Here is a 22,617-nt window from a genome sequence, read left to right on the forward strand (position 1 = left end):
CAATGGCTTGACAGAACCGGACAGGCGTCAGGCTACAGTCCCAAAGGGTTGCCGGGCCAATGGCTGTGGCATGATTTGTGGGATATCTGTCCACTTCGATTGAGCCAATCGCCGGAGTACGGGCCTTTGCGGCGTGACCGGATGAGTGGCATAAGAGCCTGCCGGAAGGCGCCCATCGCAACTGTGTTAAATTCAGTGGGAAAGGCCGCTTCTGGCATTCCTGCGACGTAAGACCTTGGTCCGCTTCGGCGCCCATGAGCCGACGTTTGTTGGGTGACCGGAACGCGAGAGGCTGCCCCAAACTGGACCTATACCAATCTGGAGTGCGGTTCTGAACTGGATGGGATTTCGTTTTGACGATCCACAAATCGACGGAACGCACCATATGCTCGGTGCTGGGAAGTTGTTACTTCGCAACATAGTGTTGCGAAACGGCTACTAAAGCAGTCTCGGCCGTGCAGAACGGGGGACAGCATGCTCATTACTAAGGCAGATAATACGAAAGTTCCGCACAACTGACAAACAAACAGGCTTGTTTGTTTGTAATCAGTCTGCCAGTTTCAACGCCACGGGAGAAACGGAATGAAGCCCCGCGGTCGTAGGAAAACACAGCAGGAGCGCAGCGCCGACACGACGCTCAAGCTGCTCAACGCGACTATCGATCTGCTGCATGACCGTGGACTTTACCGCATGTCGACTTCTGACATCGCAGAGGCTGCCGGAGTGTCGCGAGGTGCACTGACTCATCACTTCAACTCGAAAGAGGAGATCATCGCGGCGGCAGTCTCCCATCAACTGCGCAACGCGACGGCCGGCCTTCACGAGATGGCCGATGGGATACGTCAATCCGGAGGAACGTCCGACAAGATTGTCGACTACCTGTGGCGGATGATGAACCACCGCCTGTTCTACGTCACAATGGAGTATTTGCCTGAGGCAAGGCACAACAAAGAGTTCCGTGCGGCTATCATTCCGGTCGTCAAGGAATTTCATGCAGGCCTCAACTCCGTTTGGGCCGAACTCGCAGGGCAGGTTGGCGTTGAGGTCGAGCATGCGCTCGTCCTGATGAACGCGACGATGTGCATGATCCGCGGGATGATCGCTCAATCCGCCACTAGAGACGATCCGGCTTACTTCGATGCGCTGCTCGATTTCTGGAAGGAGCGGATGCGCCGTGAATTCATGCTGAAGAATGATGAATACCCCGCAGGTGCGGGCGAACCGAAGCAGAGTCTGGCTGCGCTTAAGATCTCCTCGGCGAAGCCACGGCATCAGGGAGCGATGAAAGGGCGGTAAACGTGCACGCACACGCAAAGGCACCCATGCTAGCGACCCATGATACATTCACACATCCCTTGGCCGTAGAGAGGGTCCGTCTCGCCTTCGGAGGACTGAAGGCCTTGGACGGGGCATCGTTCCACGTCGAGCCGGGGATCGTGACCGGACTGATCGGGCCCAACGGTGCCGGAAAGACGACGATGTTCAACGTCATCTCCGGCCTTTACAGAGCAAATTCCGGATCCATCAGATTCATGGACCATTCCATTGAGCGCTTAAGCCCTCACAAGATCACCCGGCTCGGGCTTGTTCGGACGTTTCAGATCGCGCGCGGCTTTCCCAAGCTCTCGGTATTCGAGCACCTGATGGTCTATGGCGCGCAACAGCCTGGCGAAGGCATTGGTACAGCCTTGGCTGGATCGGCGAGCGCGCGACAGCGTGAGGCGGAACTAGCGGAGAAGGCTTTGTCCATCGCTGCGCGCCTGCGGCTGTCCCACGTTATCGACAACAAGGTGACGGCTCTCTCCGGGGGGCAGAAGAAGCTCCTGGAGATTGGGCGAGCCCTAATGGCCGAGCCTCGCATGATTCTGTTCGACGAGCCGGCGGCCGGCGTGAACCCCACGCTCGCTGAGGAAATCGGCGACCACCTGCTCGCGCTCGTGTCCGAGGGCATGACGGTGCTGCTCATCGAGCACGACATGGCGCTGATCGAGCGCATCTGCAAGCGTGTGATCGTGATGGCGCAGGGCCGGACACTTGCTGAAGGAACCTTCGACGACGTGCGGGAAAACCGCGAAGTTCAGGATGCGTACCTTGGAGGGCGCAGATGAGGTTATTGGATGTCGAAGGCATCGTCGGCGGCTATGCCTCGGCCGAACACATCGTGAAGGGCGTGGCCCTGAGCGCGGATACGGACGAGGTCGTCACCATCATCGGGCCAAATGGCGCCGGCAAGTCGACCGCGCTGAAGCTGATCTCCGGACTGCTGTCCCCGTCGCAGGGGCGGGTTTTGATCGACGGCGAGGACATCACGGGTCAGTCGCCGCAGGCCATCGCAAAGGCGGGCCTCGGCTTCGTGCCGCAGGAGCGCAATGTCTTCGGTTCGCTCACGATCGCGGAGAACCTCGAAGTCAGCTGCCTGTTCGAACGCAGCGCGGCAAAAAGGCGGATGGAAGAGGCTTATGCACGATTTCCGATGCTGTTCGACAAACGCCGTATTTCGGCCCAGAGTCTGTCAGGCGGACAACGTCAGATCCTCGCCATAGCGATGGCTCTCATGGGCAAGCCCCGCGCACTTCTGCTCGACGAGCCTACGGCAGGTCTCAGCCCGAAGGCAGCGCACGAGCTCTTCGCATACATCCGAAGTATCGCCAACGAAGGCATAGCGATCCTCATGGTCGAGCAGAATGCGCTTGAGTCTCTCGAGGTCTCCGACCGCGCCTATGTGCTCGTCGATGGGCGAAATCATCTCGATGGACCGGCCGAAACCGTCGCCAACGATCCCGATATCCGCCGTCTTTTCCTGGGCGGACGCGCCACCAAACCGACTGGGGTTGGCCAGCAGGCCGATCTCCCGCGTCACTGAAGAGGACAGTATCATGACAGATATCACGCGCAGACATATTCTCGGCGCTGGCGTCGCCTTTGTCGGCACAGTGGCAATGCCGGCGATCTTGCGGGCACAGACGGGTCCCATCAAGCTCGGAACGCTGACCCCGCTCACTGGCTCGGGAGGCTCCTACGGCCCGGCCATGGCGAATACTGTGAAGAAGGCCGCAGACGAGATCAACAAGGCAGGCGGCATTCTCGGACGTCAACTGCTCATCATCTCGGAAGACGACCAGACCAGCCCTGAGGCCGGTCTGCGCGCCGCACGCAAGCTCATCGATATCGACAAGGTGTCAGCCATCATCGGCACCTGGGCCTCCGCGGTCACCACGGCAGTTGTGCCGGTGTGCTCGCAGTCAGGCGTGTTCCTCTCAACCGTTTCCGGTGCGGAGCCGATCACTCTGCTCCCCCACCAGGGTTTCCTGATCCGAACGCAGCCGACCACGACCCTGCAAGGAACCAAGTTCGGAGAATTCGCCCTCGGCGCCAATGCCAAGACCGTGGCGTTCGTCTCGCCGCAGACGCCCTTCACCGAGTCTCAATATGCAGCGCTGACCAAGACCGTCACGGCGGCTGGCGGAAAGACCACCTCGCTGATCTACGACGACAAGAAGACGACCCTGCGCACCGAGGTCGATCAGGTGCTGCGCGGCAAGCCTGATGCGATCGTGATGGGCGGCTATACCAACGATACCGCGGTGCTCGTCCGCGATCTCTACCGCGCCAATTATCGCGGCAGCCTGTTCGGCTTCGGTTATTCCGTGAACAAGCAGCTTGTGGATGCGCTTCCGGCGGATGTGAGCGAGGGCATCTACACCCTGTCTCCGTCTCCTGCCGAAGGCAGCAACGCCTACAAGAATGTGGCGCGTCTCCTCGGAGTCGACTCGCCCGATACGTATAGCTGCCAAGTCTATGATCACCTCAACCTGATCGCCATGGCCATGGCGGTCGGCAAGGGCGACACCGGCACCGTTATCAAGGACAACGTGCGCAAGGTATCGCAGGGCGGCGGCGAGCGCGTCGAAACCGCAGTCGATGGGCTCAAGCTGATCGCCGACGGCAAGAAGGTCGATTATGACGGCGCTTCCGGCCCCTGCGACTTCACCGACATCGGCGACATCACCGATGCCAAGTTCCGTTATGAGCAGGTCAAGGGCGGTAAGATCACCCTGCTGAAGATTGCGTGATGTTCGACGCGGTCCTTCAAGCCCTTGTCAACGGCCTGATCGCCGGAGCGCTCCTGGCAATTCCGGCGCTTGGCTTCAGCGCCATTTTTGCGGTGTTGCGTTTCCCGAATTTCGCAATCGGTGCGCTGGCTACGGCCGGCGCATACGTCGCCTGGATCGCGAACGTCACCTTCGGGCTCCCGATCGTCGCGGCGATCGTCGTTGCCTTCGTGAGCGCGGCGATCTTCGGGGCGGCGCTTGAGTACGGAGCGCTGGAACGTCTTGGACGGGGCGGTGCGCTGATGAAGGCCATCGGATCGCTTGCCATGGCGATGGTGATCGAGAACGTCGTTCGCTTTTTCTTCGGCAACGATTTGAGGGCGTTCGACCTTCCATTGGCTCGCGATCTTGTCTTCGGCCCGATCCGGATCGGGCCGCAGCAGATCACCAACTTCATCTTCGCTCTTGCGATCATGGTTGCGGTCTGGGCCTTTCTGTCGTTCTCGTCGCTCGGACGCTCGATGCGGGCGGTTGCCGACAATGCCGACCTGGCGCGCTTGAAAGGCATCAACCCTCGCTTGATCGCGCTGGTCACTGTCGCGGTCGGCAGCGGCTTATGCGGCGTCGGAGGCACGCTCATCGGCCTGGATACGTCCATCGATCCTCTCCTGGGCGGACGCGTGCTCCTGTCGGTGTTCGCCGCCGCGGTTCTGGGTGGGCTCGGGAGCATTCCCGGCGCTGTGGCGGGTGCCTTTGTCATCGGTATCGTGGAAGAGTTCACGGTGCTTGCGCTGGCTCCCGCGTATCGCCTCGCCGTCGGCTTCATCGTCATCCTTGTGGTGCTCGTGATACGGCCTTCGGGTCTCCTCGGTAGCAAGGCGGGCTGACAACATGCTGACCTATATCCTGTTCATGCTGGTCGTCGGCTCGATCTATGCGCTGTTGGCGCAGAGCCTCATGCTGTCCTGGGGACTGGCGGGGCTTGTCAATCTCGGCCTTGCCGGGTTCTTTGCGGTCGGCGCCTATGCTTCGGCGATGCTCACAACATGGGAGCAAGTGCCGATCCTGGTCGGCGTTTTCGCGGCCGTGCTGGCCGGAGGTTTCGCGGGCCTGCTGGTGTGCTTCTCGACCCTTCGCCTGCGGGACGACTACCTCGCGATCGTGACGCTCGGCTTTGCCGAAATCGTGCGGATCGTGGCCTCGAACGAAGTCTGGCTCACCGGAGGCACCGATGGCATCTCCGGCGTTCCGGTCATGATCGCCCGTGACACGGGAATCTGGTTCCATCTCGGGACCCTGTTGATCACCGTCGCGGCCGTTGTCCTGGTCTACGTGCTTCAGCGCAGGCTTCTCGCGTCTCCATGGGGACGAGCGTTGCGCGCTGTCCGAGAGGACCAGACCGTTGCCTCCGTGGCAGGCAAAAGCATCGTGCGCTTCAAGGCCCAAGCCTTCTCCCTCGCAGCTGCGATCGCGGGTCTGGCAGGTGCGCTCTACGGCCACTACACAAGCTATGTCGCTCCGGATCAGTTCCAGCCTCTGATCACGATCTATATTTTCCTCGCGGTCACAGCCGGTGGAAACGCCCGTCCGGCGGGTGCGGTGCTGGGTGCCTATCTTCTCATCGCCTTTCTTGAGGCGACACGTTTTCTTGCCGAGATCGCTCCAGGGGTAACGGCCCTGCAAGCCGCCGCCCTTCGCGAAATCGCCGTCGGCATCGGATTGGTCATCGTGCTGACCTTGCGTCCCGACGGCTTTCTTCCCGAACGTTCACAGAAAGCTCCAGCCTCATGAACAACCAATTGCTTCAGGCCTATCTCTCGGTCACCGACGCGATCGCGCAGGACGCTTCGCCTGAGGCGGCGTACCGTGCCGTCGAGAAGGCCATCGGCGACCTGATCGGCCATCGTCTCTTTACCATCCTCGTGCGCTGCGAGGGCGGCGAGGAGGTGGAGCGGGTCTACTCGTCACAGCCGGAAGCCTACCCGGTGCAAGGCCGCAAGCGCATGGGACCTACCCCCTGGGGCGATCTCGTGCTGGCGCGCAAGCAGACCTTCCTCGGTCGCGACAAAGAAGCGATCCGCTGGGCTTTCCCCGACCATGAGCTGATCGAGAGCCTCGGGCTCGGCTGCGTCATCAACGTGTCCGTGCAGGAGGGCGGGGAGATCCTCGGGACCCTGAACGTCCTGGACGAGGAGGGGGCCTATGCGAGCGAGGATCAGGTCGCCGTCGTCCGCTCCTTCACGCCGCTGCTCATTTCCGCCCTGATGAAAGCCCGCAAGTAAAAACCATTGCTCATAGGAGACATGCGTTGTCCGCTATCCTGTTCAAGAACGCCAGCATCCTCGACGGACGCAGAAACGAAGCTCTTGCCGACCACAACGTTCTCGTGGAGAACGGAGAGATCCGTGAGGTGTCCGATGGCCCAATCACGGCTTCGTCCGCCCGCGTGATCGACCTCGCCGGCAAGACCTTGATGCCAGGCCTGATCGATTGCCACGTTCACGTCATCGCCACGGTTGCCAATCTCGGCGCCAACGCCGAGTTGCCGAACACGCTCGTGGCGCTGCGTTCCGCCAAGATCATGCGCGAGATGTTGATGCGCGGCTTCACCACCGTCCGCGACCTGGGCGGCGCCGATCATGGTCTCGTCATGGCGATCGAGGAGGGGCTTATCGAGGCTCCGCGCCTCGTCATCTGCGGCAAGGCCCTCTCGCAAACCGGCGGCCACACCGATTACCGCGGCCGGTACCATGCCCGCAACGTCGACTACTATGCGGACAAGGCCGGTAGCCTCGGTCGGGTCGTCGATGGTGTGGACGATGTTCGCCGGGCTGCCCGCGAGGAGATCAAGGCCGGTGCCCAGTTCATCAAGATCATGGCCAATGGCGGTGTGTCGTCGCCGACGGATCCGATCGCATTCCTCGGCTTGTCCGCGGACGAGATCCGCGCTGCGGTCGAGGAGGCGCGCAACGCGCAAACCTATGTGGCCGCCCACCTTTACACGGACGAGGCCATCCGCAGGGCGGTGGAGCTCGGGGTCGAATCCATAGAGCACGGCAACCTGATCTCGGCTGAAACGGCGCGGCTCGCGAAGGAAAAAGGCGCTTATGTGGTGCCGACCAATGTGACGTTTGATTATCTTGCCAAGGAAGGCGCTTCCTTCGGCCTGCCGCCTGAGTCAGTCGCCAAGATCGAGGACGTGCGCAGCCAGGGTCTTGCTGCACTTCAAACGCTGCACGATGCAGGCGTCATGATGGCATACGGCTCGGATCTTCTCGGGGAGATGCACCAGCATCAATCCGATGAGTTCATCCTGCGCGGTGAGGTGCTGCCTGCAATCGAGGTCATCCGCTCCGCCACGATCAATGCCGCCAAGGTCGTCAAGCAAGAGGGGAAGCTCGGTGTGGTCGAGGCCGGCGCCCATGCGGATCTCATCGTCGTCGACGGCGATCCCTTGAAGGACCTGTCGGTTCTGACTGGCCAAGGGCGGCGTATGCCGGCGATCATGAGAGCAGGACGCTTCGTGAAGGATGAGCTGGCAGCTTGATCGACGGAGCCTGCCGATCCGGCCGGACGACCCGTCCGGCCGGACCGCCGCCCTTGGATCGCCCTTGGGCCTTGCGCCCGGCCGCTTCGGCAATGCGCCTCGTGCGGCGACGTCGTTCCGGAATGCTCGCAACATAGGAGAAACCTGAGATGCGTCTAACCGATTTCAAGGTTCTGACCTTCGACTGTTACGGAACTCTGATCGACTGGGAAAGCGGGATGGTCGAAGCCCTGAAGCCCCTCACCAGCATGACGGATCGGCCTCTCACGCGGAACGAAAATCTGGAGGCTCATGCGCGCCATGAGTCGTCGCAGCAGCGGCAGACGCCGTCGATGCTCTACCGGGATCTCTTGAGCGTTGTCTACAAACGCCTCGCCGAGGAATGGGGCGTCCCTGCCTCCCACGAGGAATGCGCGGTCTATGGTCGCTCCGTTCGCAACTGGCCGGCTTTCCCGGACTCCTCCGACGCGCTCCAGTATCTCAAAAAGCACTACAAGCTTGCGATCCTGTCGAATGTCGACAACGAGACATTCAGCCACAGCAATCGGCGGCTTAAGGTTGAATTCGATGCCATCTTCACCGCGGAGGACATCGGATCGTACAAACCTAGCCTGCGGAATTTCGAGTACATGCTCGAAAAGCTTCAGGGCATTGGGCTTGCCAGGACCGACATCCTTCATACGGCGGAAAGTCTGTTCCACGATCACAAGCCGGCCAACGATATGGGGCTTGCATCATGTTGGATTTTCCGGCGCAAGCAGGAGACGGGCTTCGGAGCCACTATGGATCCGGGCGAAACGCCAAGTTACGACTTTCAGTTCACTAGCATGGCCGAATTGGCAAATGCGCATCGGGAGCAAGTCCGCTGATGCCAAACCTGGCAACGCGATTGACCCTTGAGAACGGAGACGGGAACGTTCGTTCCAGACACGTATCGGGACATCGCTGCCGGTATCGGATGCACCTGCGGCTCCGTCCCGGCTCTCCGACCAATGCTCCCGGATGCCGGCCACATCGAAACGCAGTCACTCCAACAAGAACGAGCTCCACACCTAGAGCACCAGAAAGGGAACCCACATGACCCACACCCGCCGGCAATTCATAGGTACGATCGGCGCCGCTACGGCGCTGATTGGTGCTCCGTCCATCCTTCGTGCGCAGGGCCAGGGCACATTCCGGATCGGAGCGCTCTGCCCGGTCACAGGATCCGGCAGCCCGTTTGGTTCCGGTATGCAGAAGATGATCATCGCGGCAGCCGAGGCGGTGAACGCCGCCGGCGGCGCCGCCGGGCGCAAGATCGAGATCGTTTCCGAAGATACCCAGACGAGCCCTCAGGCTGCAGTGCTGGCGGCGAAGAAGCTCATCGACGTCAACAAGGTTCAGGCGGTTCTCGGAACCTGGTCGTCCGGAGTTTCGCTCGCGGTGGTCCCGTTGACCAATGACGCCAACATCATCCTCATGAACACGTCCGGCGCGCCGGCACTCTCCGTGCCTCCCGCAAATTCCAAGGGACTGTCCTATCGGTTCCAAGCAACCAACGACCGCTTCGGTCGCGCATTTGCTGAGATCTGCGAAAAGGAAGGGTTCAAGCGGCCCGCCACCATGGCCTTCAACAATGCTTCCGGAATCGGCAACACGGAAGGCTTCCGCAAAGCCTGGGAGGCCAAGGGCCACAAGGTCGTCGAAAGCGTCGTGTACGAGCCAAACCAGCCGACCTATCGCTCAGAGCTGCAAAAAGTCCTGGCCGCGAACCCTGATGTGATCGTCACGGGCTCGTACCTGGCCGACACCACAATCATCATGCGCGAGTGGTATCAGAGCGGCGAGCCGGTCAAGTGGGTCATGCCGGGTTGGGCCGCCAGCCCCGACCTCGTGAAGGCGGTCGGCCCCGACGTCGTCGAGGGGATTATCTCGGTCGACTCGGTCTCGAACGAGAATGCTCCGTCCTACAAGGCCTATGACGAGGCTTACCGGAAGGCGACGGGGCAGCCGGGGCAGTCGAACGTGTATGCGGCCATGACCTGGGACATGGTGCACGCCCTGGCGCTGGCGATCGAGGCGGCCAATAGCACGGACACGGCCGCCATCAACGCCAAGATCCGTGAGGTTTCCAATCCCGCGGGGCAGCAGGTTTATACCTATGTGGAGGCCAAGGAGGCGCTGAAGAAGGGCAAGATCAACTTCGAAGGTGCCTCTTCGGTGCTTGATTTCGACCAGTACGGCGATGTGACGCCCGACTTCGGCGTCTTCTTCATCGAGGGCGGTCAGCTCAACCGCCGCTATGTCGTCAAGATCTAGCGGCCGCTTCCCACGCCCGGCTCGGTCCACCGAGCCGGGTGCTGCCATGGGTCCCTCGGCAGAGAGGCCCCCGTTTGTAGGTTGTCCATGTTCTATGCCCAGCTCCTTGTGAACGGTCTGGTCCAGGGCCTCGTCATCGGCTTGGCGGCCCTGTCGATCACGCTCGTGTTCGGAATCGCCCGGTTTCCGAATGCAGCCACCGGCGACTTCATGACCTTCGGTGCCTACGCGGCGCTATCCGCCCATAAAGCGACCGGATCAATCGCGATGGGGGGCTTGGCCGCCATCATCGCGACCGGCGTGGTCTCCCTTTTGGCCTACCTGGCAGTGTTCCGTCGCCTGGCCGAGCGATCTGTTGTCGCGCTGTTGGTGGCGTCGATCGGCATTGCCTTTTTCATCCGGGCGGTCCTGGGCGTTGCCTTCGGGCACAGCCAACAGGTCTTTCAGGTTCCGCTGTCGCGTCCCTATGTATTCGGCGGCGTCAGGATTACGCCCCTTGACCTGCAGTTGGCTCTCGTGGCTCTGGCGGCTCTCGCGCTCGTCTTTGCAATCCTGTACCTGACGCCCATTGGACGTCAGATGCGGGCCGTCGCGGACAACCGCGACCTTGCGCGAGTCTCCGGCATTCGGCCGGATCGCGTGATGATCGCGCTCTGGCTGCTCGCGGGGAGCGTGGCGGGTATCGCCGGCATGATGCTGGGAATCAAGACGATCGTCACTCCGGAATTCGGCTGGGAGATGCTGCTCCCCGCCTTCACGGCGGCCATCCTAGGCGGCATCGGGTCCCCGGTCGGCGCCGTTGTTGCCGGCCTGATCCTGGGCGTGGTGCAGGAGGTTTCAACCCCGCTCGTCGGCTTCACCTACAAGATCGCCGTGGCCTTCATCATCATGCTGGCCGTGCTTCTCGTACGGCCGCGGGGCCTGTTCGGCCGACTGGAAGGAGCACGCTGATGGAAGCCTACTTCATCGCGATCGGCATCATTGCCCTCATCTATGTGATCCTGAGCCTGGGCCTGACGCTGCAGTATGGCCTGACAGGCTTGATCAACTTCGGGCACGTCGGCTTCTTTGCGATCGGGGCATATACCAGTGCTCTGCTGGCCCTGAAAGGCGTGCCGTTGGTTTTCAGTTTTGCGGCCGCTGCCGCCCTGGCCGGTCTCGCCGCCTGGCCGATCGGCCTCGTGTCGCTTCGGCTGCGGGACGATTATTTCGCGATCGTCACGCTCGGGTTCTCCGAAGTGGTCAGGATCGTCATAACGAGCGAGAGGTGGCTGACAAACGGTGTCCAGGGCGTCCCCGGCATCCCGCGGCTCTATGACAGCCTGGGGGGATCCGTTGCTCAATTGGCCGTCTTGGTCACGGTCTTGGCCGTAACCCTCGTAGGCGTGTGGATAATCCGTCGCATCGCGGGCTCTCCGTTCGGGCGCCTCATCGAAGCCATTCGCGACAACGAGGAGGCCGTGCAGGCACTCGGAAAGGATCCGGCCCGGTTCAAGATCCAGGTGCTTGTGGTCGGTGCCGCGCTTGCCGGGATCGCGGGCGCATTCTACGCCCATTACATCACCTACATCGTCCCGGATCAGTTCATCCCGCTTGTGACATTCTACGTCTGGATGGCGATCATCATGGGCGGCGTCGGGCGTGTTTCCGGTGCGATCGTAGGCACCGCCATCCTGATGCTTTTCCTGGAGGGATCGCGCTTCCTGCGCGACATCGTTCCCGGAGTTTCCGAAGTCGATATGGCCTCGGTGCGCATCGGGGCGGTCGGTCTGCTTTTGGTGTTGTTCATCATGTATCGCCCGCAGGGTCTCATGGGGGATTATACGAAGCGATGAGCCTTGAGATCCATGACATCAGCAAAGCCTTTGGAGGCTTCCGCGCCCTCGATGGCGTCCGCCTGACCATCGAGACCGGCAGTCTGTTCGGCATCATTGGTCCCAACGGGGCTGGGAAATCGACCCTGTTCTCTGTCGTGTCGGGTTTCGCTCGCGCCGATGAGGGACAGATCCGGTTGGACGGACAGTCCCTCGACAGCCTGTCGCCTCCAGCGCGGGCCCGTGCCGGGATGGTCCGGACATTCCAGGTGCCACGCGAGTTCCGGCACCTGACGGTTCGTGAGAACCTGATGGCGGCTGCTCCGAAGCAGACGGGGGAAAGCCTGTTGGGCCTCTTCTTTCGTCCGGGCCGGGTGCGTGAGGAGGAGGGGGCGATCGCTGAGCGTGTCAATGAGACGATCCGCTTTCTTAAACTGAGCGCGGTGGCGGATCAGCCCTCCGGAAAGCTATCGGGAGGTCAGAAGAAGCTGCTGGAACTCGGCCGGGCGCTGATGGTCGAGCCGCGCCTGATCCTGCTGGACGAACCCTTCGCCGGTGTGAACCCGGTGCTGATCGGCGAAATCATGGAGCGGATTGCCGAACTCAACACGCGCGGAATTGGCTTTGTCATCATCGAGCACGACCTGGAGGCGCTGACCAGGCTCGTGCCAGAGCTCGCGGTCATGGATCGGGGCAAGGTCCTTGCGCAGGGTGCGCCGCAGGCGGTGCTCGACGATCCGCTCGTCCGGGAAGCGTATCTGGGAGGTGTCTCGTGACGCTGCTGGAAATCGATGAGGTTCGTGGCGGGTATGCCGAAGTGGATATCCTCAACGGCATTTCGCTCTCGCTGCAAAAAGGAGAGATCCTGACAGTCGCCGGGACGAACGGCGCCGGAAAATCGACGCTCGCAAAGGCTATTGTCGGGCTTTTGCCCCGCGTGCAGGGTCGAATCGTTTTTGAGGGCGCGGACTTGGCGCCGCTTCCGACCGAGGCTCGCATCGCCCGCGGCATTGGCTATGTGCCCCAGGTGGCCAACGTGTTCGGATCCCTGAGCATCCTTGAGAACCTGCAGGTCGTCGTCGGGGTAAAGGATCAAGGCAAGCGAATTGCTGAATTGTTTGAGGTGTTTCCGCTCCTGCGTGAGCGCAAGCGGACGCGGGCGGGCAGTCTCTCCGGCGGCGAACGTCAGCAGCTTGCGTTTGCACGCGCGCTGATGACGCGCCCCCGCCTGATGATCCTCGACGAACCCACGGCGGCTCTTGCGCCGGCGAAGGTCGCGGACGCCTTCGAGCTGATCCACCGGCTGCCAAACCTCGGGGTTTCGGTGCTCGTGGTCGAGCAGCGGGCCCGCCAGTCGCTTGCGATTTCAGACCGAGGCTGCATCTTGGATGGAGGACAGGTTGCCCTTGCCGGCAAGGCGGCGAGTTTGCTGGCAGATGACCGAGCAGCCGAGCTCTATCTGGGGCGAGCTACACATGGGTGAAGAGCAGGACCGGCTAGGCCGCTGCGTCACGGATCGCGGTAACGCATCGGACCGTATGCCCTCCCTGTCGCGCCGTAGTTGTCAAGCCAGGAACTCAATTACGGTCGAGGCAAAGGCTTTTGGCTGCTCAATATTCGAGATGTGAGCCGCATCGAAGATTACCGTCTTGGCATTCCCGATCGATGATACGATCAACTCACCGTCAGCCGGTTTTGTTGCTGGATCACGCGAGCCGATGATAACCAGAACCGAGTTGGTGATGCTGCGGATTGCCGTCCGTTGATCCATGTCGCGGATGGCTGCGCAACATCCCGTATAACCCTCAATCGGGGTCCGCAGGATCATAGCGCGCATTCGATCCATGGTGGCAGGCGCAGCTTGTCGGAAATGCTCAGGAAACCAGCGTTCGATAGTCGGCTCGACGAGCGCCCTCATTCCACCTCGCCGTGCTGTTTCAATACGCCCGTTCCAAAGTTCGACCGGTCCCATATAGGCGGCCGTGTTGGCGAGCACCGCTTTGTCGATGCGCTCTGGAGCATGCGTCAGCATCCACATTCCAACCATGCCGCCGAGCGACAGCCCGCACCAGTGCGCCGTCTTGATCCCGAGCGCATCCATGACGCCGACGGCGTCGCGGCCGAGCTGATCCATGGAATACGGTTCTGCCGAGACGACAGTGCTGCCGTGGCCGCGCTGATCATAGCGGACCACCCGAAATCGCTGGGCCCAGACCGGGACCTGATCGTCCCACATGGAGAGGTCGGAGCTGAGTGAATTTGACAGAAGAAGAACCGGTGCGGTCGCAGGTCCATCAAGTTTCACGAAGAAATCATCCCCATTCACGCGGATGACTGGCATGATCGCATCTCCCTTGGTTTGCGCTTGGTGGGTCACGAGTGAGACGAGGGCATTGGGTCGCTAGCCAGCATATGCTGGCTCGGCAGCGTCCAGTTCAAGGCCCGAATGGTTGGGCTCGCCCCAGTTAAGCGTACATGCATCGACCCGCCCAGCCAAGATTCACTCTGGTATGGTCGTCTCACATGGCGAAGCAACGTGCAAAGCGTGATGCTACTAAGAACTCAGACCGGTGGCATTTTACGCCTGCGGCACGCCAGATTCGGCGATTGCCACACAATGCTGCAGCACTTCCACGCGTGCCGTTTCCCCTGTCGTAATCCTGCCGACGATGATGACTTGCGCCAGACCCTCTGCAAACTCTGGCAAGAGCGGGCCGAGTTTTGCGGCATTGGCGGCATGAGCCTTTGCCTCGGCCGTGAACCTGCCATTGTGCTCCAGGTTACTGCTGCCGTCAGACAGATCTGCCAACTTTCAAATCAGGGAATGACCGCAATCGGCACTCCTCGGAAGTAGCGTATGTCCGCGAAGCGGCGAAGAGCAGACGTTTACACAGCCGGAGAATTTGTGGAACGGATCCGGAAGACTGGCATCTGCTGATGTACCCCCTTCAGTTGGGCCATCTCTTGCTCCATGGCAAAGGGCGCCAAAATGTCTTTGACGCCCGATGCGCTCAGAACGTCGCTCGTCAGACAGATCTCCTTTGCGTCCGATAGGCTCTGAACGCGGGCTGCGATGTTGACCGTTTGACCGAAGTAGTCGAGGCGCTCGTTCAGCGTAACCGCGATGGCCGCCCCCCTGTGAATGCCGACCTTGAGAATGACCTCCCGGCTCGGCAAGCGGCTATTGAACGCTTCCATGTCTTGCAGCATCGCTAGTGCAGCCCGGACGGCATCCGCCGGCTCGACGAAAGCCGCCATGACAGCATCGCCGATAGTCTTGATAATCGCACCACCATGCCGGACGGTGACATCTCGCAATCGCTCGAAGTGCTGCTGGACTAGCGACAGGGCGTTGAGATCGCCGATCCGATCATAGAGGTCGGTCGAGCCTTTCAGGTCGGTGAAGAGCAACGTGATGTCCCGGACGCCGATCCCCTCGACCGCCCGGATCGTTTCCGAGCGGAACAGGTCCCGAAAGGTCTGGGTCGCAAGCAGGCGGCTGCCTGACAGGTAAGACACGAAGTCGAGTTCAGAGATTTCCAGGATCGGCAGGTCCTTGGCAGGGACGGCGGAGATGCCGAGAAACCCTTGCTGACCTGTGTCGTTCTCGATCTCAAACACAATCCGGCCTGGTGCCACGGTGCCCGCAGCTGGCTCGCAGCGGTTACCCAGGTAGCGGATGCGGACGGTTTGGGGTGATGTGGCCGGTTCGCCTTCAACCCGGAAGTCAAAACCGGCATCCGTGTCGGGTCCCCAGGCATGCAGGAGTCCTTCTTTGGCGTCGACCTCGAGCTGGGTCATTCCTGTCGGCAGGTAGCTGACGGTGGAGGTCCAGGACCTGAGCATCTGGACAAATGGTGTTCCGTCGGGCAGCAGTCCCTCGTCCGTCAGCTTGTAGGCGAAGGCAAAGTCCTGAGCCGAAAGGGTCGTGGGCCTGTGGAATGTGATCGACCTGATCTGCGGCGAGACCGTGAAGGCGACCGCAATGTAGTCGTCGAGCGCTGCCTCTAGATCGGTCCGGCACATGGCACAGTGGAACTGATTGCGCACCCCCTTGAGGCTGCCAAAGCTCTCGACCACGCAGGAACAGGCCGAGCAGAGCAGAAGCCAATCCATCTCGAACAGGCCCAGAAACGCTCCGTGCAGGAACAGATCGATGGTCTCGGCCTCGGCGATGTTTTTCTCGGCGGCGAACCGGATCGGGTTGATGCGAAACAGTGCAACGTCGTCGGCTGTCCGGATGTGGCTCTCCAGCTTGGAGATCACGCGCGGGCTCCAGGCGCGGGCCCCCTCCAGGGCAGCGAGCCGCTCGTCCAGGATCTTTTCGTTAACCACCACTTCCATGGGGCACCTATCCTGGCCCGCCGTCGCCCGCAGCAAGCCAGAGCATCAAAGCGGAACCGCTGGCGACAGCCACCCCGAGGACGATCAGACCAACGCCGATGCCCGCCGATGCCCGCTGGCCCAGCGGCAGCAGCTTCTCGATGGCGATCACAAGCGTCAGCAGCAGCATCCAGGCCACGCTCATCACGCCGGCTGCAACCAGCACGGCAAACAGCGCCCAACAACAGCCGAGACAATACACTCCGTGGCGAAGACCCATCCGGAGAGCGCCGGTGCGACCATCGCGCCAGTGCAGAGCCACAAAGGCCAAGGGGGAGCGACAATGGGCAAGGCACGTGCGCTTGAGCGACGTGAACTGATACAGCCCGGCGCCGACCAGAACGGCCCCGAGGGCGACAGGCGCCCAGCGCTCCCGTTCGGCGCTGGTCAGGTGGGCGGCAACCAAGCTGCCGGCTTGGACAAGGATGTAGACGAGCAGGCCCGCAGCCAGCCAGACCAGCAGGTATCCGGCAACGAAGATCCAGGTCGGGATGGCCATCGTCCGTGTTCGTCGCGCCTGAGCGGCCGCGAAGGTCAGGACCATCGGCGTCATGGCGGGCAGCATCATCGCCGCCATCATCACGGTCCACATTGCCACAAACGCAACCGCTTCCTGCAGCGACCAGCCGACTACTGGCATGCCCGTCATCGCCATCCCGCTCATGCTGTCCATGCTCATGCCATCCATGGCCGAGCCGCCAGGTGCCGTGATCCCCATCGGCTCGGCCACCACGATGGCTTGGTGCAGAGTCAGCGCCCAGGCTCCTGCCGTCAGGACGCCAAGCGACAGCAGGAGAGACAGCCGCGCCCGTGCCGGAGAAAACGCCGGGTGCGGCCTCGCAAGGTGGCCGGTTCTGTTCGAAGTCGACTCACGCAACGGCACACCTCTCAAGGTGAGACAGGGTCCGGTCCGGCCCAGTCAAACGGGATGTGCTTGCTCGACCGGCTCTCGCCCGACCATTGGAAGCCAAATCCCTCCGTGCGCACGTCGACGGAGCGGCCCCAGGTGGCGACTTGTCCGGGGCCAACCTCGGATCCCGGCGGATTGAGCATCTGGACCCGCTGACCCGGCGGTGTCGTCGGCCCGGTCAGGGCCTCCGCTCGCCCGACGACCCGGTTTGGGATCTCGGCCCGCCAGTATGCAAGGTCGTCCGCGACTTCAAAGGTGATGGGGACGAATTCGATCCCCCGGAATTCTCCGACCAGAGCGGCAAACTGGGCGGGCCACCCGCCGGCCTCACCGGCGAATATCCTCTGCAGGGCGTCGCGCTGCTGCCCGTCGGCACTTTCATCGATGAAGAGGCCCATCGCGACCGCCGCTTCGCCAGCCCATACGTTGCCCTCAAAGGCAGCAAGGGCGAGCAGATTCAGATCATCCAGCTGGACCTCGCCAAAATGACCGTGCCGAACATGCCACGCCAGCATGCCCTGGCAGGCGTTGTTCGTCGGGGCTTGGGCGAACTCACAGGGGCAGGGGATATCGCAGCTGCAAATGTCGAACCAGTCGCCGGCGAGACGCCACTCAGGGACCGTTGCCATTGGATGGCCCTCCGTAAGGATGCGGGGTCACTCTGATCTGCGGCGATGGGCGTACCGCTCGGCACCAACGAAACCGCGAGCCATTACGCGCTGTCACAGCCGGATCGGGGCACTTCAAAATACTACCATCCGGCAAATCCAACAATGGTGACCAAACCCGCAACCGCCCTTCCGTCAGGCCGGTTCACCGGACAGTTGCCCAGAGGGCCGAATTCCACTGTGGCTGCTCCCACTGATTGGACGTCGGGAGACCGAGACGGAAGTGAGCGGAACGTGGCGGCTTGAGCTCAGAAATCACTAAGCCGAAGGTTGTGCCGCTGCGATGGACCGTCGGGATCTTGCAAATTGGCACAGACCGGTCGGCGAGCACACGTTTGATGTCGCTCACGTCCCGGACAGATGCGCTCTGCTCGTGCAGGAACTTAAGGTGCCGCTGGCGTCGGGCTGCTCGGCGTCTCGCTCGCCTTCGGCCTGTCTGTCGTGACCATGGCCTATGCCATCATGCCCTTTCACATCCGTTGCACCGAGCGCGATACCTTGAGGCGCTATCTCGATCGATGACACATCACCGCAAGCTGCCGCTTCCCGCACCTGCCGCGGCGTTCAATCGAGGGTGATCGCGCCCAGGGCGAAGCCCGTCTTGCCGGGGGTGATCCAGACCGCCCCGTCACCGAGCATCATCCCTCTGTCCCGGACGAAAACCGTCTCGAAGCTTGAACCCGCGACCACCTCCCGAAGGCGTGGGCTCAAGACCGTTTCCTTTGCCGCGACAAGCTGCTCACGGTTGCGGATCATCCGCTTGGCCTTGCGTGTGATCGACAAAGGGTAGTGGGTGACCCGGGCGAGGAGTTGGATATCGCCTGACCGGAACGCTGCCTTGACACGCCTGAAACTGTAATAGGCTGCCAGGGGATCGAGCTTCAGATCCCGATAGCTGGTCTCGATCTCGGGCGACAGCTTCGGCCGGGAGAACCCTGCCTCCGGGGTCTTTACCGGCAGGTCCATCGAGCGCCGCAGTTCCCGCACGAGGAGATTCAAGGCCGTGTAACGATCATAGAGCGTCTGCAATTCCGGCTCACGGGCCTGTGCCGCTCCGTTTGCGAGGGATCCCGTGATCTCCGGCTCGGCCTCCGCCAAGTCGGCTCCGGCATACCGTCCCTCGCGGGAGAAGGAACTCTCCGCCAGTTCGTCGGCAAGCTGGATGCGCGCGATCCATGTCCTTTCCTCAACTTCGTCCAGAACCTGCTCGTGCGACGGCTTGAAGCCGGGACCTCTGGCGATGTCGGAGGGCAGGGCCTGCAAGGCCTCCTGCGGCTTCGGGCCCTCCAGCGTATCGGATGGAATTCGCGGATCGACCTTGTAGGTCCTGCCGTAGACCGTGACGAAGAAAGGAGCCGCCTTAACCGGAACGGCGCCAAGGATTATCAGCAGACACCCGCAAAGCCCGAGGCCCTTTGCGGTGAAGCGGGTCATCGCCGCCTCCCTTCCTGAGGTTTAGTAGTGACGCCGAACCGCGCGGCGCGACGACCGCCGGGCCACGCCTGCCACGCTGCCTGGCGTCCCCGGCCGGCCGACGACGGCCTGAGCGGTGTCGCATTTGAGTCCGACACTGATGGTGCTCTCGTGACCGGGAGCCGTTGCATTCGACCGGCTCACATCGAGCGACACCGGAAGAGCGACGAGAAAGGCAGCCACGCCGCCTGTCACGGCCAGTTTCAGCGGTAGACGACGCATCGCGCATTCTCCATTGGCTCGTGGTGACGGGCTTGGGTCGCCTCTCATCATAGACCCGCCGACCGGAACTGCTTGACCGGCTGAGCCAGCGGCTTTTCCTTTTGAGACAGCCGCGCACAAACCTTTTGTCAAAAGTGGCAAGTCCTTGGCCCAACCGATCAAGCATGTTCGGCAGGCGGGATCACAATGGCCCGCTTGTGCTTCTTCGGAAGATGCGCTGCATGGGCAAACGACACGCGCTGATCACCTGACTCCGGGTGATCTCTGGGAAACCATCCGCATGCATCGACTTCCTGGGAAGAGCTTTTTTGGACAGCCGGGGAGGGCATAGAGTATGACAGTAACAGTATTGTTGATGACACTGTTGACCGGACAGAATCATACCGTTGTCGCTGAGTATGAAACCCCGCAGGCTTGCGAAGCGGCGGCACAGGCGCACCAGAATGTCCTTCTCGCGAACTCGATCACCGTCGCCTATAGCTGTTCTCCCAAGGCGGGCTCACGCTAACGGCATGCTGGCAGCATCCAGGGCCTGGAGGCGTGGACAGGGCAGTTGAAAGGCGGCTTGTGGTGACACGCATTCGAGAGACGGCCCGAGAGACCTGATCAAGGGCCGCTCCTGTGAGCTATCCGAGTGTATCAGCAGCGCGTCGATGGCGGCTCGCGTCGGTCCCGTTGGAACGGTCGCCCCATCCGTGACATCGCCTTTGTCTGACAGGGCATAAAAAAGGCCCGGATCTCTCCGGGCCTTTTCCTTGTGTTGTGTCGTGGGTGCTCAGTAGGTGCCGAACTTGAAGTTCAGCTTGGCGCGCGCGACGAAGAAGTCCTGCTCGTCATTGCTCCGCGGCAGGAACACATTGACCGGCGCTCCGCCAACCGGAGTAAAGGTCCCGGTGGGGCGAGTGCTGTCGTCGTCTTGATCGATGCTGACCCACAGACCCTCGAGGCCGAGGGTGACCGCCGAGGAGCCGAACCAGTTCACCGGCATGGCCCACTCGACACCACCGCCGAGCGCCCAGCCGGTGTTGTCCTCCGTGTAGGCCAGACCACCGGTGGCGTAGACCAGGACGCGGTCGAAGGCGACACCGGCGCGCAGGCGCACCGAGCCCCACCAATCCGCACCGTTCTCGAACTCGCCGGGCACAAAGTCCCCGCCAGCAAAGCCCGGACCGGGGATGAACACCACATTGGAGTTGTTGTCGTTATTGATCCCCTGGATGTCGGCCTCGGCACCGATCACCCACGAGCCGATCTGGTAGTTGTAGCCGATCTGGCCACCGCCGGTGAAGGTGGCGTCGTTGCTGTTGCCGAAGAGGAGCGTGCCGCCCTCCAGGCCGCCCGGAACGCCGGGCCCCGTCAGGATCACCGGGTCGTTGTTGCTGTCGCGCCAGCCCCAGCCGAGGTTGCCGCCGACATAGAAGCCGGTCCAGGTGAAGATCGGAGCCGCAATGATCGGTGCCGGAGGCGGCGCCTGAGGAAGATCTGCTGCAGTGGCGGCAGACAGTCCGGCGGTTGTCAGCGCCGTTGCGGCCAAGAGGCCAAGAATCCGTGTTCTCATAGGCTTCCATCCCTTGTGCGAGGAGTCGCACGGTCAAGTATGAAGCAGTTGCGCGTTCTGGCTATGGCTTAAAGGCAACACCAGAATACAATTTGCCAATTCGTTTGGTAATTATGTTCTGAATACATGCCTATGACGTAACGAATATGCGGATTGGTTTGACTCAATCACAGTTGCATGTCCTACTATTTCCGTTTTCGGAGACCTCCGAAGGCGAGGAGAACTAACCCTGTCCTCCAAGAGGGCAGGGTTTTTTGTTTCGAATATGCCATGCTTAAATATCACCCAGTCGTCGCTAAGGGTTTTATCTGACTTGATCTAGGATTCTACCTGATTGCGCTGCTTGCCGGCCTTCATATTATGGTTGACACTTGAGGACGAGGACAACGTGTCCCTCCCAATCCGCGCCGTGATCCGATTCCGGGTATCCTGCCCGGATAGGAGGTGACGCAGCGATCGTCCCAGGCGCGAAGGCGTGACTGAAGATGCGGGGAGCATCTCAGGTTGATTGCATAGAGGTATCCGATCGACTGCATGAGGTTCTCGTGAGGCAAGTTGATGGCACCGAATGTCTGACGGCAGGCGACAGCCGGTCACCAAGCCAGTTGCCCCAGACTGTCCCGGCAGCAATCGGGCGAACGGTGCCGCCGGGCTACATTCACCTCGGTGTCGCCAAGGAAATCGTGCCGACGCTCCGCGGATTCGGCGTCGATCCCGAGCCGGTCATCCGGGAGGCCGGACTCGATCCACGCCTGTTCGACGATGCGATGAGCGTGATCCCATTCGCCGCTCTGGGCCGGCTATACACCCTATGCGTGACCCGCACGGCCTGCGTGCATTTCGGGCTCCTGGTCGGCCAGCGGGCGAGCATCCTGTCGCTGGGCCTTGTCGGGCGCCTGATGCAGCACTCGCACACCGTCGGCGATGCCTTGCGTGCGCTCGTCTCGAACCTGAGTACTCAGGATCGGGCGGTCGTCCCTGCGCTGACGAGCCGTGACGGCACAGCCTTGCTCACGTTTGCGGCCTACCAGGCGGATAGTGGGAGCGGGACGCAAATCCTCGATGCGGCCCTGGGCGTGACAGTCAACATCCTGCGGACTTTGTGTGGATCGAGCTGGAACCCGACCGAGGTTTTGTTGCTCCGGGTCGCTCCTCCGGATGCCGAGCCTTACCGGCGCCACTTCCGTGCCCCGGTGCGGTTCAACCAGGAGATTGCCGCCATCGTCCTGCCGGCCCGCGACCTGGACATCCGGGTTGCCCGGGCCGATCCCATGATGCGTGCGCTGCTGCAGGAGCGGATTCAGCAGCTGAAGAGCGCGCAAGGTTCCGAATTCTCGGACGACATTCGGCGGTTGCTGCGCACGCGGCTGACGAGCAATCATTGCTCGGCCGATGACATCGCCCATTTGCTCACGATGCACCGGCGCACGCTGAGCCGCCGCCTGAAAGGCAGCGGCATAGGCTACAGGGCGATCACGAACGAGATCCGGTTCGAGATTGCGCGGCAACTGCTGACGGACACCCAGGTCCCGTTTGCTCAGATCGCAGCCGCCCTCGGCTATTCCGAAGCGAGCGCCTTCACCCGCGCCTTCCGGCGCTGGTCGGGCCAGACGCCGACCGCCTGGCGGACCGAAGGCCATCATGAGTGACGTTCAGGCAGCCTAAACGGTGAAAAGATTGTCCGCGTCGGGC

At 61.8% G+C, this 22,617-nt stretch carries 22 protein-coding genes and 1 pseudogene; 15 read left to right on the forward strand and 8 right to left on the reverse strand.

Annotated elements, in window-relative coordinates:
- The first annotated feature begins 582 nt into the window (after positions 1 to 582).
- From BB934_RS24345 to BB934_RS24410, 14 genes are all read left to right on the forward strand, one after another.
- Entirely contained in the window at positions 583 to 1,296 is a 714-nt protein-coding gene (locus tag BB934_RS24345) for a TetR/AcrR family transcriptional regulator (RefSeq protein ID WP_099511990.1), read from the forward strand.
- Positions 1,297 to 1,322: 26 nt separating this feature from the next.
- Entirely contained in the window at positions 1,323 to 2,108 is a 786-nt protein-coding gene (locus BB934_RS24350; RefSeq protein WP_099511991.1) for an ABC transporter ATP-binding protein, read from the forward strand.
- Positions 2,105 to 2,863 (forward strand): ABC transporter ATP-binding protein, encoded by a 759-nt coding sequence (locus tag BB934_RS24355; protein ID WP_099511992.1) that lies wholly within the window; start codon positions 2,105 to 2,107, stop codon positions 2,861 to 2,863. The genes BB934_RS24350 and BB934_RS24355 overlap by 4 nt, the downstream gene beginning before the upstream one ends.
- 13 nt (positions 2,864 to 2,876) lie before the next feature.
- The gene (locus tag BB934_RS24360) at positions 2,877 to 4,073 is read left to right on the forward strand and encodes an ABC transporter substrate-binding protein (RefSeq protein ID WP_099511993.1); all 1,197 of its coding nucleotides are present in this window, start codon (positions 2,877 to 2,879) and stop codon (positions 4,071 to 4,073) included.
- On the forward strand, positions 4,073 to 4,939 hold the full coding sequence (locus tag BB934_RS24365; RefSeq protein ID WP_099511994.1) for a branched-chain amino acid ABC transporter permease: 867 nt from the start codon (positions 4,073 to 4,075) through the stop codon (positions 4,937 to 4,939). The genes BB934_RS24360 and BB934_RS24365 overlap by 1 nt, the downstream gene beginning before the upstream one ends.
- A 4-nt stretch (positions 4,940 to 4,943) precedes the next feature.
- Positions 4,944 to 5,843 (forward strand): branched-chain amino acid ABC transporter permease, encoded by a 900-nt coding sequence (locus BB934_RS24370; protein WP_099511995.1) that lies wholly within the window; start codon positions 4,944 to 4,946, stop codon positions 5,841 to 5,843.
- On the forward strand, positions 5,840 to 6,334 hold the full coding sequence (locus BB934_RS24375) for a GAF domain-containing protein (RefSeq protein ID WP_237050081.1): 495 nt from the start codon (positions 5,840 to 5,842) through the stop codon (positions 6,332 to 6,334). Before BB934_RS24370 ends, BB934_RS24375 begins: the two co-directional genes overlap by 4 nt.
- Positions 6,335 to 6,360: 26 nt before the next feature.
- Complete coding sequence (locus BB934_RS24380; protein WP_099511996.1) at positions 6,361 to 7,599, forward strand: metal-dependent hydrolase family protein; 1,239 nt, start codon at positions 6,361 to 6,363, stop codon at positions 7,597 to 7,599.
- A gap of 149 nt (positions 7,600 to 7,748) precedes the next feature.
- Complete coding sequence (locus BB934_RS24385) at positions 7,749 to 8,468, forward strand: haloacid dehalogenase type II (protein ID WP_099511997.1); 720 nt, start codon at positions 7,749 to 7,751, stop codon at positions 8,466 to 8,468.
- A gap of 208 nt (positions 8,469 to 8,676) precedes the next feature.
- Positions 8,677 to 9,897, forward strand: coding sequence for an ABC transporter substrate-binding protein (locus tag BB934_RS24390; RefSeq protein ID WP_099511998.1), 1,221 nt, complete (start codon positions 8,677 to 8,679; stop codon positions 9,895 to 9,897).
- Between the two features lie 87 nt (positions 9,898 to 9,984).
- Entirely contained in the window at positions 9,985 to 10,848 is an 864-nt protein-coding gene (locus BB934_RS24395; RefSeq protein WP_099511999.1) for a branched-chain amino acid ABC transporter permease, read from the forward strand.
- Positions 10,848 to 11,732 (forward strand): branched-chain amino acid ABC transporter permease, encoded by an 885-nt coding sequence (locus BB934_RS24400; protein ID WP_099512000.1) that lies wholly within the window; start codon positions 10,848 to 10,850, stop codon positions 11,730 to 11,732. Before BB934_RS24395 ends, BB934_RS24400 begins: the two co-directional genes overlap by 1 nt.
- Positions 11,729 to 12,487: an ABC transporter ATP-binding protein gene (locus BB934_RS24405; protein WP_099512001.1), complete on the forward strand. Its 759-nt coding sequence runs from the start codon at positions 11,729 to 11,731 to the stop codon at positions 12,485 to 12,487. The genes BB934_RS24400 and BB934_RS24405 overlap by 4 nt, the downstream gene beginning before the upstream one ends.
- Complete coding sequence (locus BB934_RS24410) at positions 12,484 to 13,194, forward strand: ABC transporter ATP-binding protein (RefSeq protein WP_099512002.1); 711 nt, start codon at positions 12,484 to 12,486, stop codon at positions 13,192 to 13,194. Before BB934_RS24405 ends, BB934_RS24410 begins: the two co-directional genes overlap by 4 nt.
- 81 nt (positions 13,195 to 13,275) lie before the next feature.
- Here the strand turns inward: BB934_RS24410 and pcaD are convergent, their stop codons facing one another.
- The 8 genes and pseudogenes from pcaD to BB934_RS24450 form a co-directional block, all read right to left on the reverse strand.
- Positions 13,276 to 14,052, reverse strand: coding sequence for a 3-oxoadipate enol-lactonase (pcaD, locus tag BB934_RS24415; protein ID WP_099512003.1), 777 nt, complete (start codon positions 14,050 to 14,052; stop codon positions 13,276 to 13,278).
- A 237-nt stretch (positions 14,053 to 14,289) separates the two neighbouring features.
- Positions 14,290 to 14,520 carry a hypothetical protein gene (locus BB934_RS24420; protein WP_099512004.1) on the reverse strand — a complete coding sequence of 77 codons (231 nt, stop codon included), beginning with the start codon at positions 14,518 to 14,520 and terminating at the stop codon, positions 14,290 to 14,292.
- Positions 14,521 to 14,597: 77 nt separating this feature from the next.
- Positions 14,598 to 16,055 (reverse strand): adenylate/guanylate cyclase domain-containing protein, encoded by a 1,458-nt coding sequence (locus BB934_RS24425; protein WP_099512005.1) that lies wholly within the window; start codon positions 16,053 to 16,055, stop codon positions 14,598 to 14,600.
- Between the two features lie 7 nt (positions 16,056 to 16,062).
- The gene (locus BB934_RS24430) at positions 16,063 to 16,971 is read right to left on the reverse strand and encodes a DUF2182 domain-containing protein (RefSeq protein WP_237050082.1); all 909 of its coding nucleotides are present in this window, start codon (positions 16,969 to 16,971) and stop codon (positions 16,063 to 16,065) included.
- Positions 16,972 to 16,982: 11 nt separating this feature from the next.
- Positions 16,983 to 17,633 (reverse strand): DUF1326 domain-containing protein, encoded by a 651-nt coding sequence (locus BB934_RS24435; protein ID WP_099512006.1) that lies wholly within the window; start codon positions 17,631 to 17,633, stop codon positions 16,983 to 16,985.
- Positions 17,634 to 18,236: 603 nt separating this feature from the next.
- On the reverse strand, positions 18,237 to 19,106 hold the full coding sequence (locus tag BB934_RS24440; RefSeq protein WP_099512007.1) for a hypothetical protein: 870 nt from the start codon (positions 19,104 to 19,106) through the stop codon (positions 18,237 to 18,239).
- A 30-nt stretch (positions 19,107 to 19,136) separates the two neighbouring features.
- Positions 19,137 to 19,367 (reverse strand): annotated as a pseudogene (locus tag BB934_RS47305) (hypothetical protein); the annotation flags it as partial.
- 775 nt (positions 19,368 to 20,142) lie between these two features.
- Positions 20,143 to 20,925 carry an outer membrane protein gene (locus BB934_RS24450; protein ID WP_099512008.1) on the reverse strand — a complete coding sequence of 261 codons (783 nt, stop codon included), beginning with the start codon at positions 20,923 to 20,925 and terminating at the stop codon, positions 20,143 to 20,145.
- Between the two features lie 545 nt (positions 20,926 to 21,470).
- Here BB934_RS24450 and BB934_RS24455 point away from each other — a divergent pair.
- Positions 21,471 to 22,574, forward strand: a complete 1,104-nt coding sequence (locus BB934_RS24455) for an AraC family transcriptional regulator (protein ID WP_237050083.1) — start codon at positions 21,471 to 21,473, stop codon at positions 22,572 to 22,574.
- Positions 22,575 to 22,617 lie beyond the last annotated feature (43 nt).

It is taken from the genome of Microvirga ossetica (assembly GCF_002741015.1).
GTDB classification, from domain to species: domain Bacteria; phylum Pseudomonadota; class Alphaproteobacteria; order Rhizobiales; family Beijerinckiaceae; genus Microvirga; species Microvirga ossetica.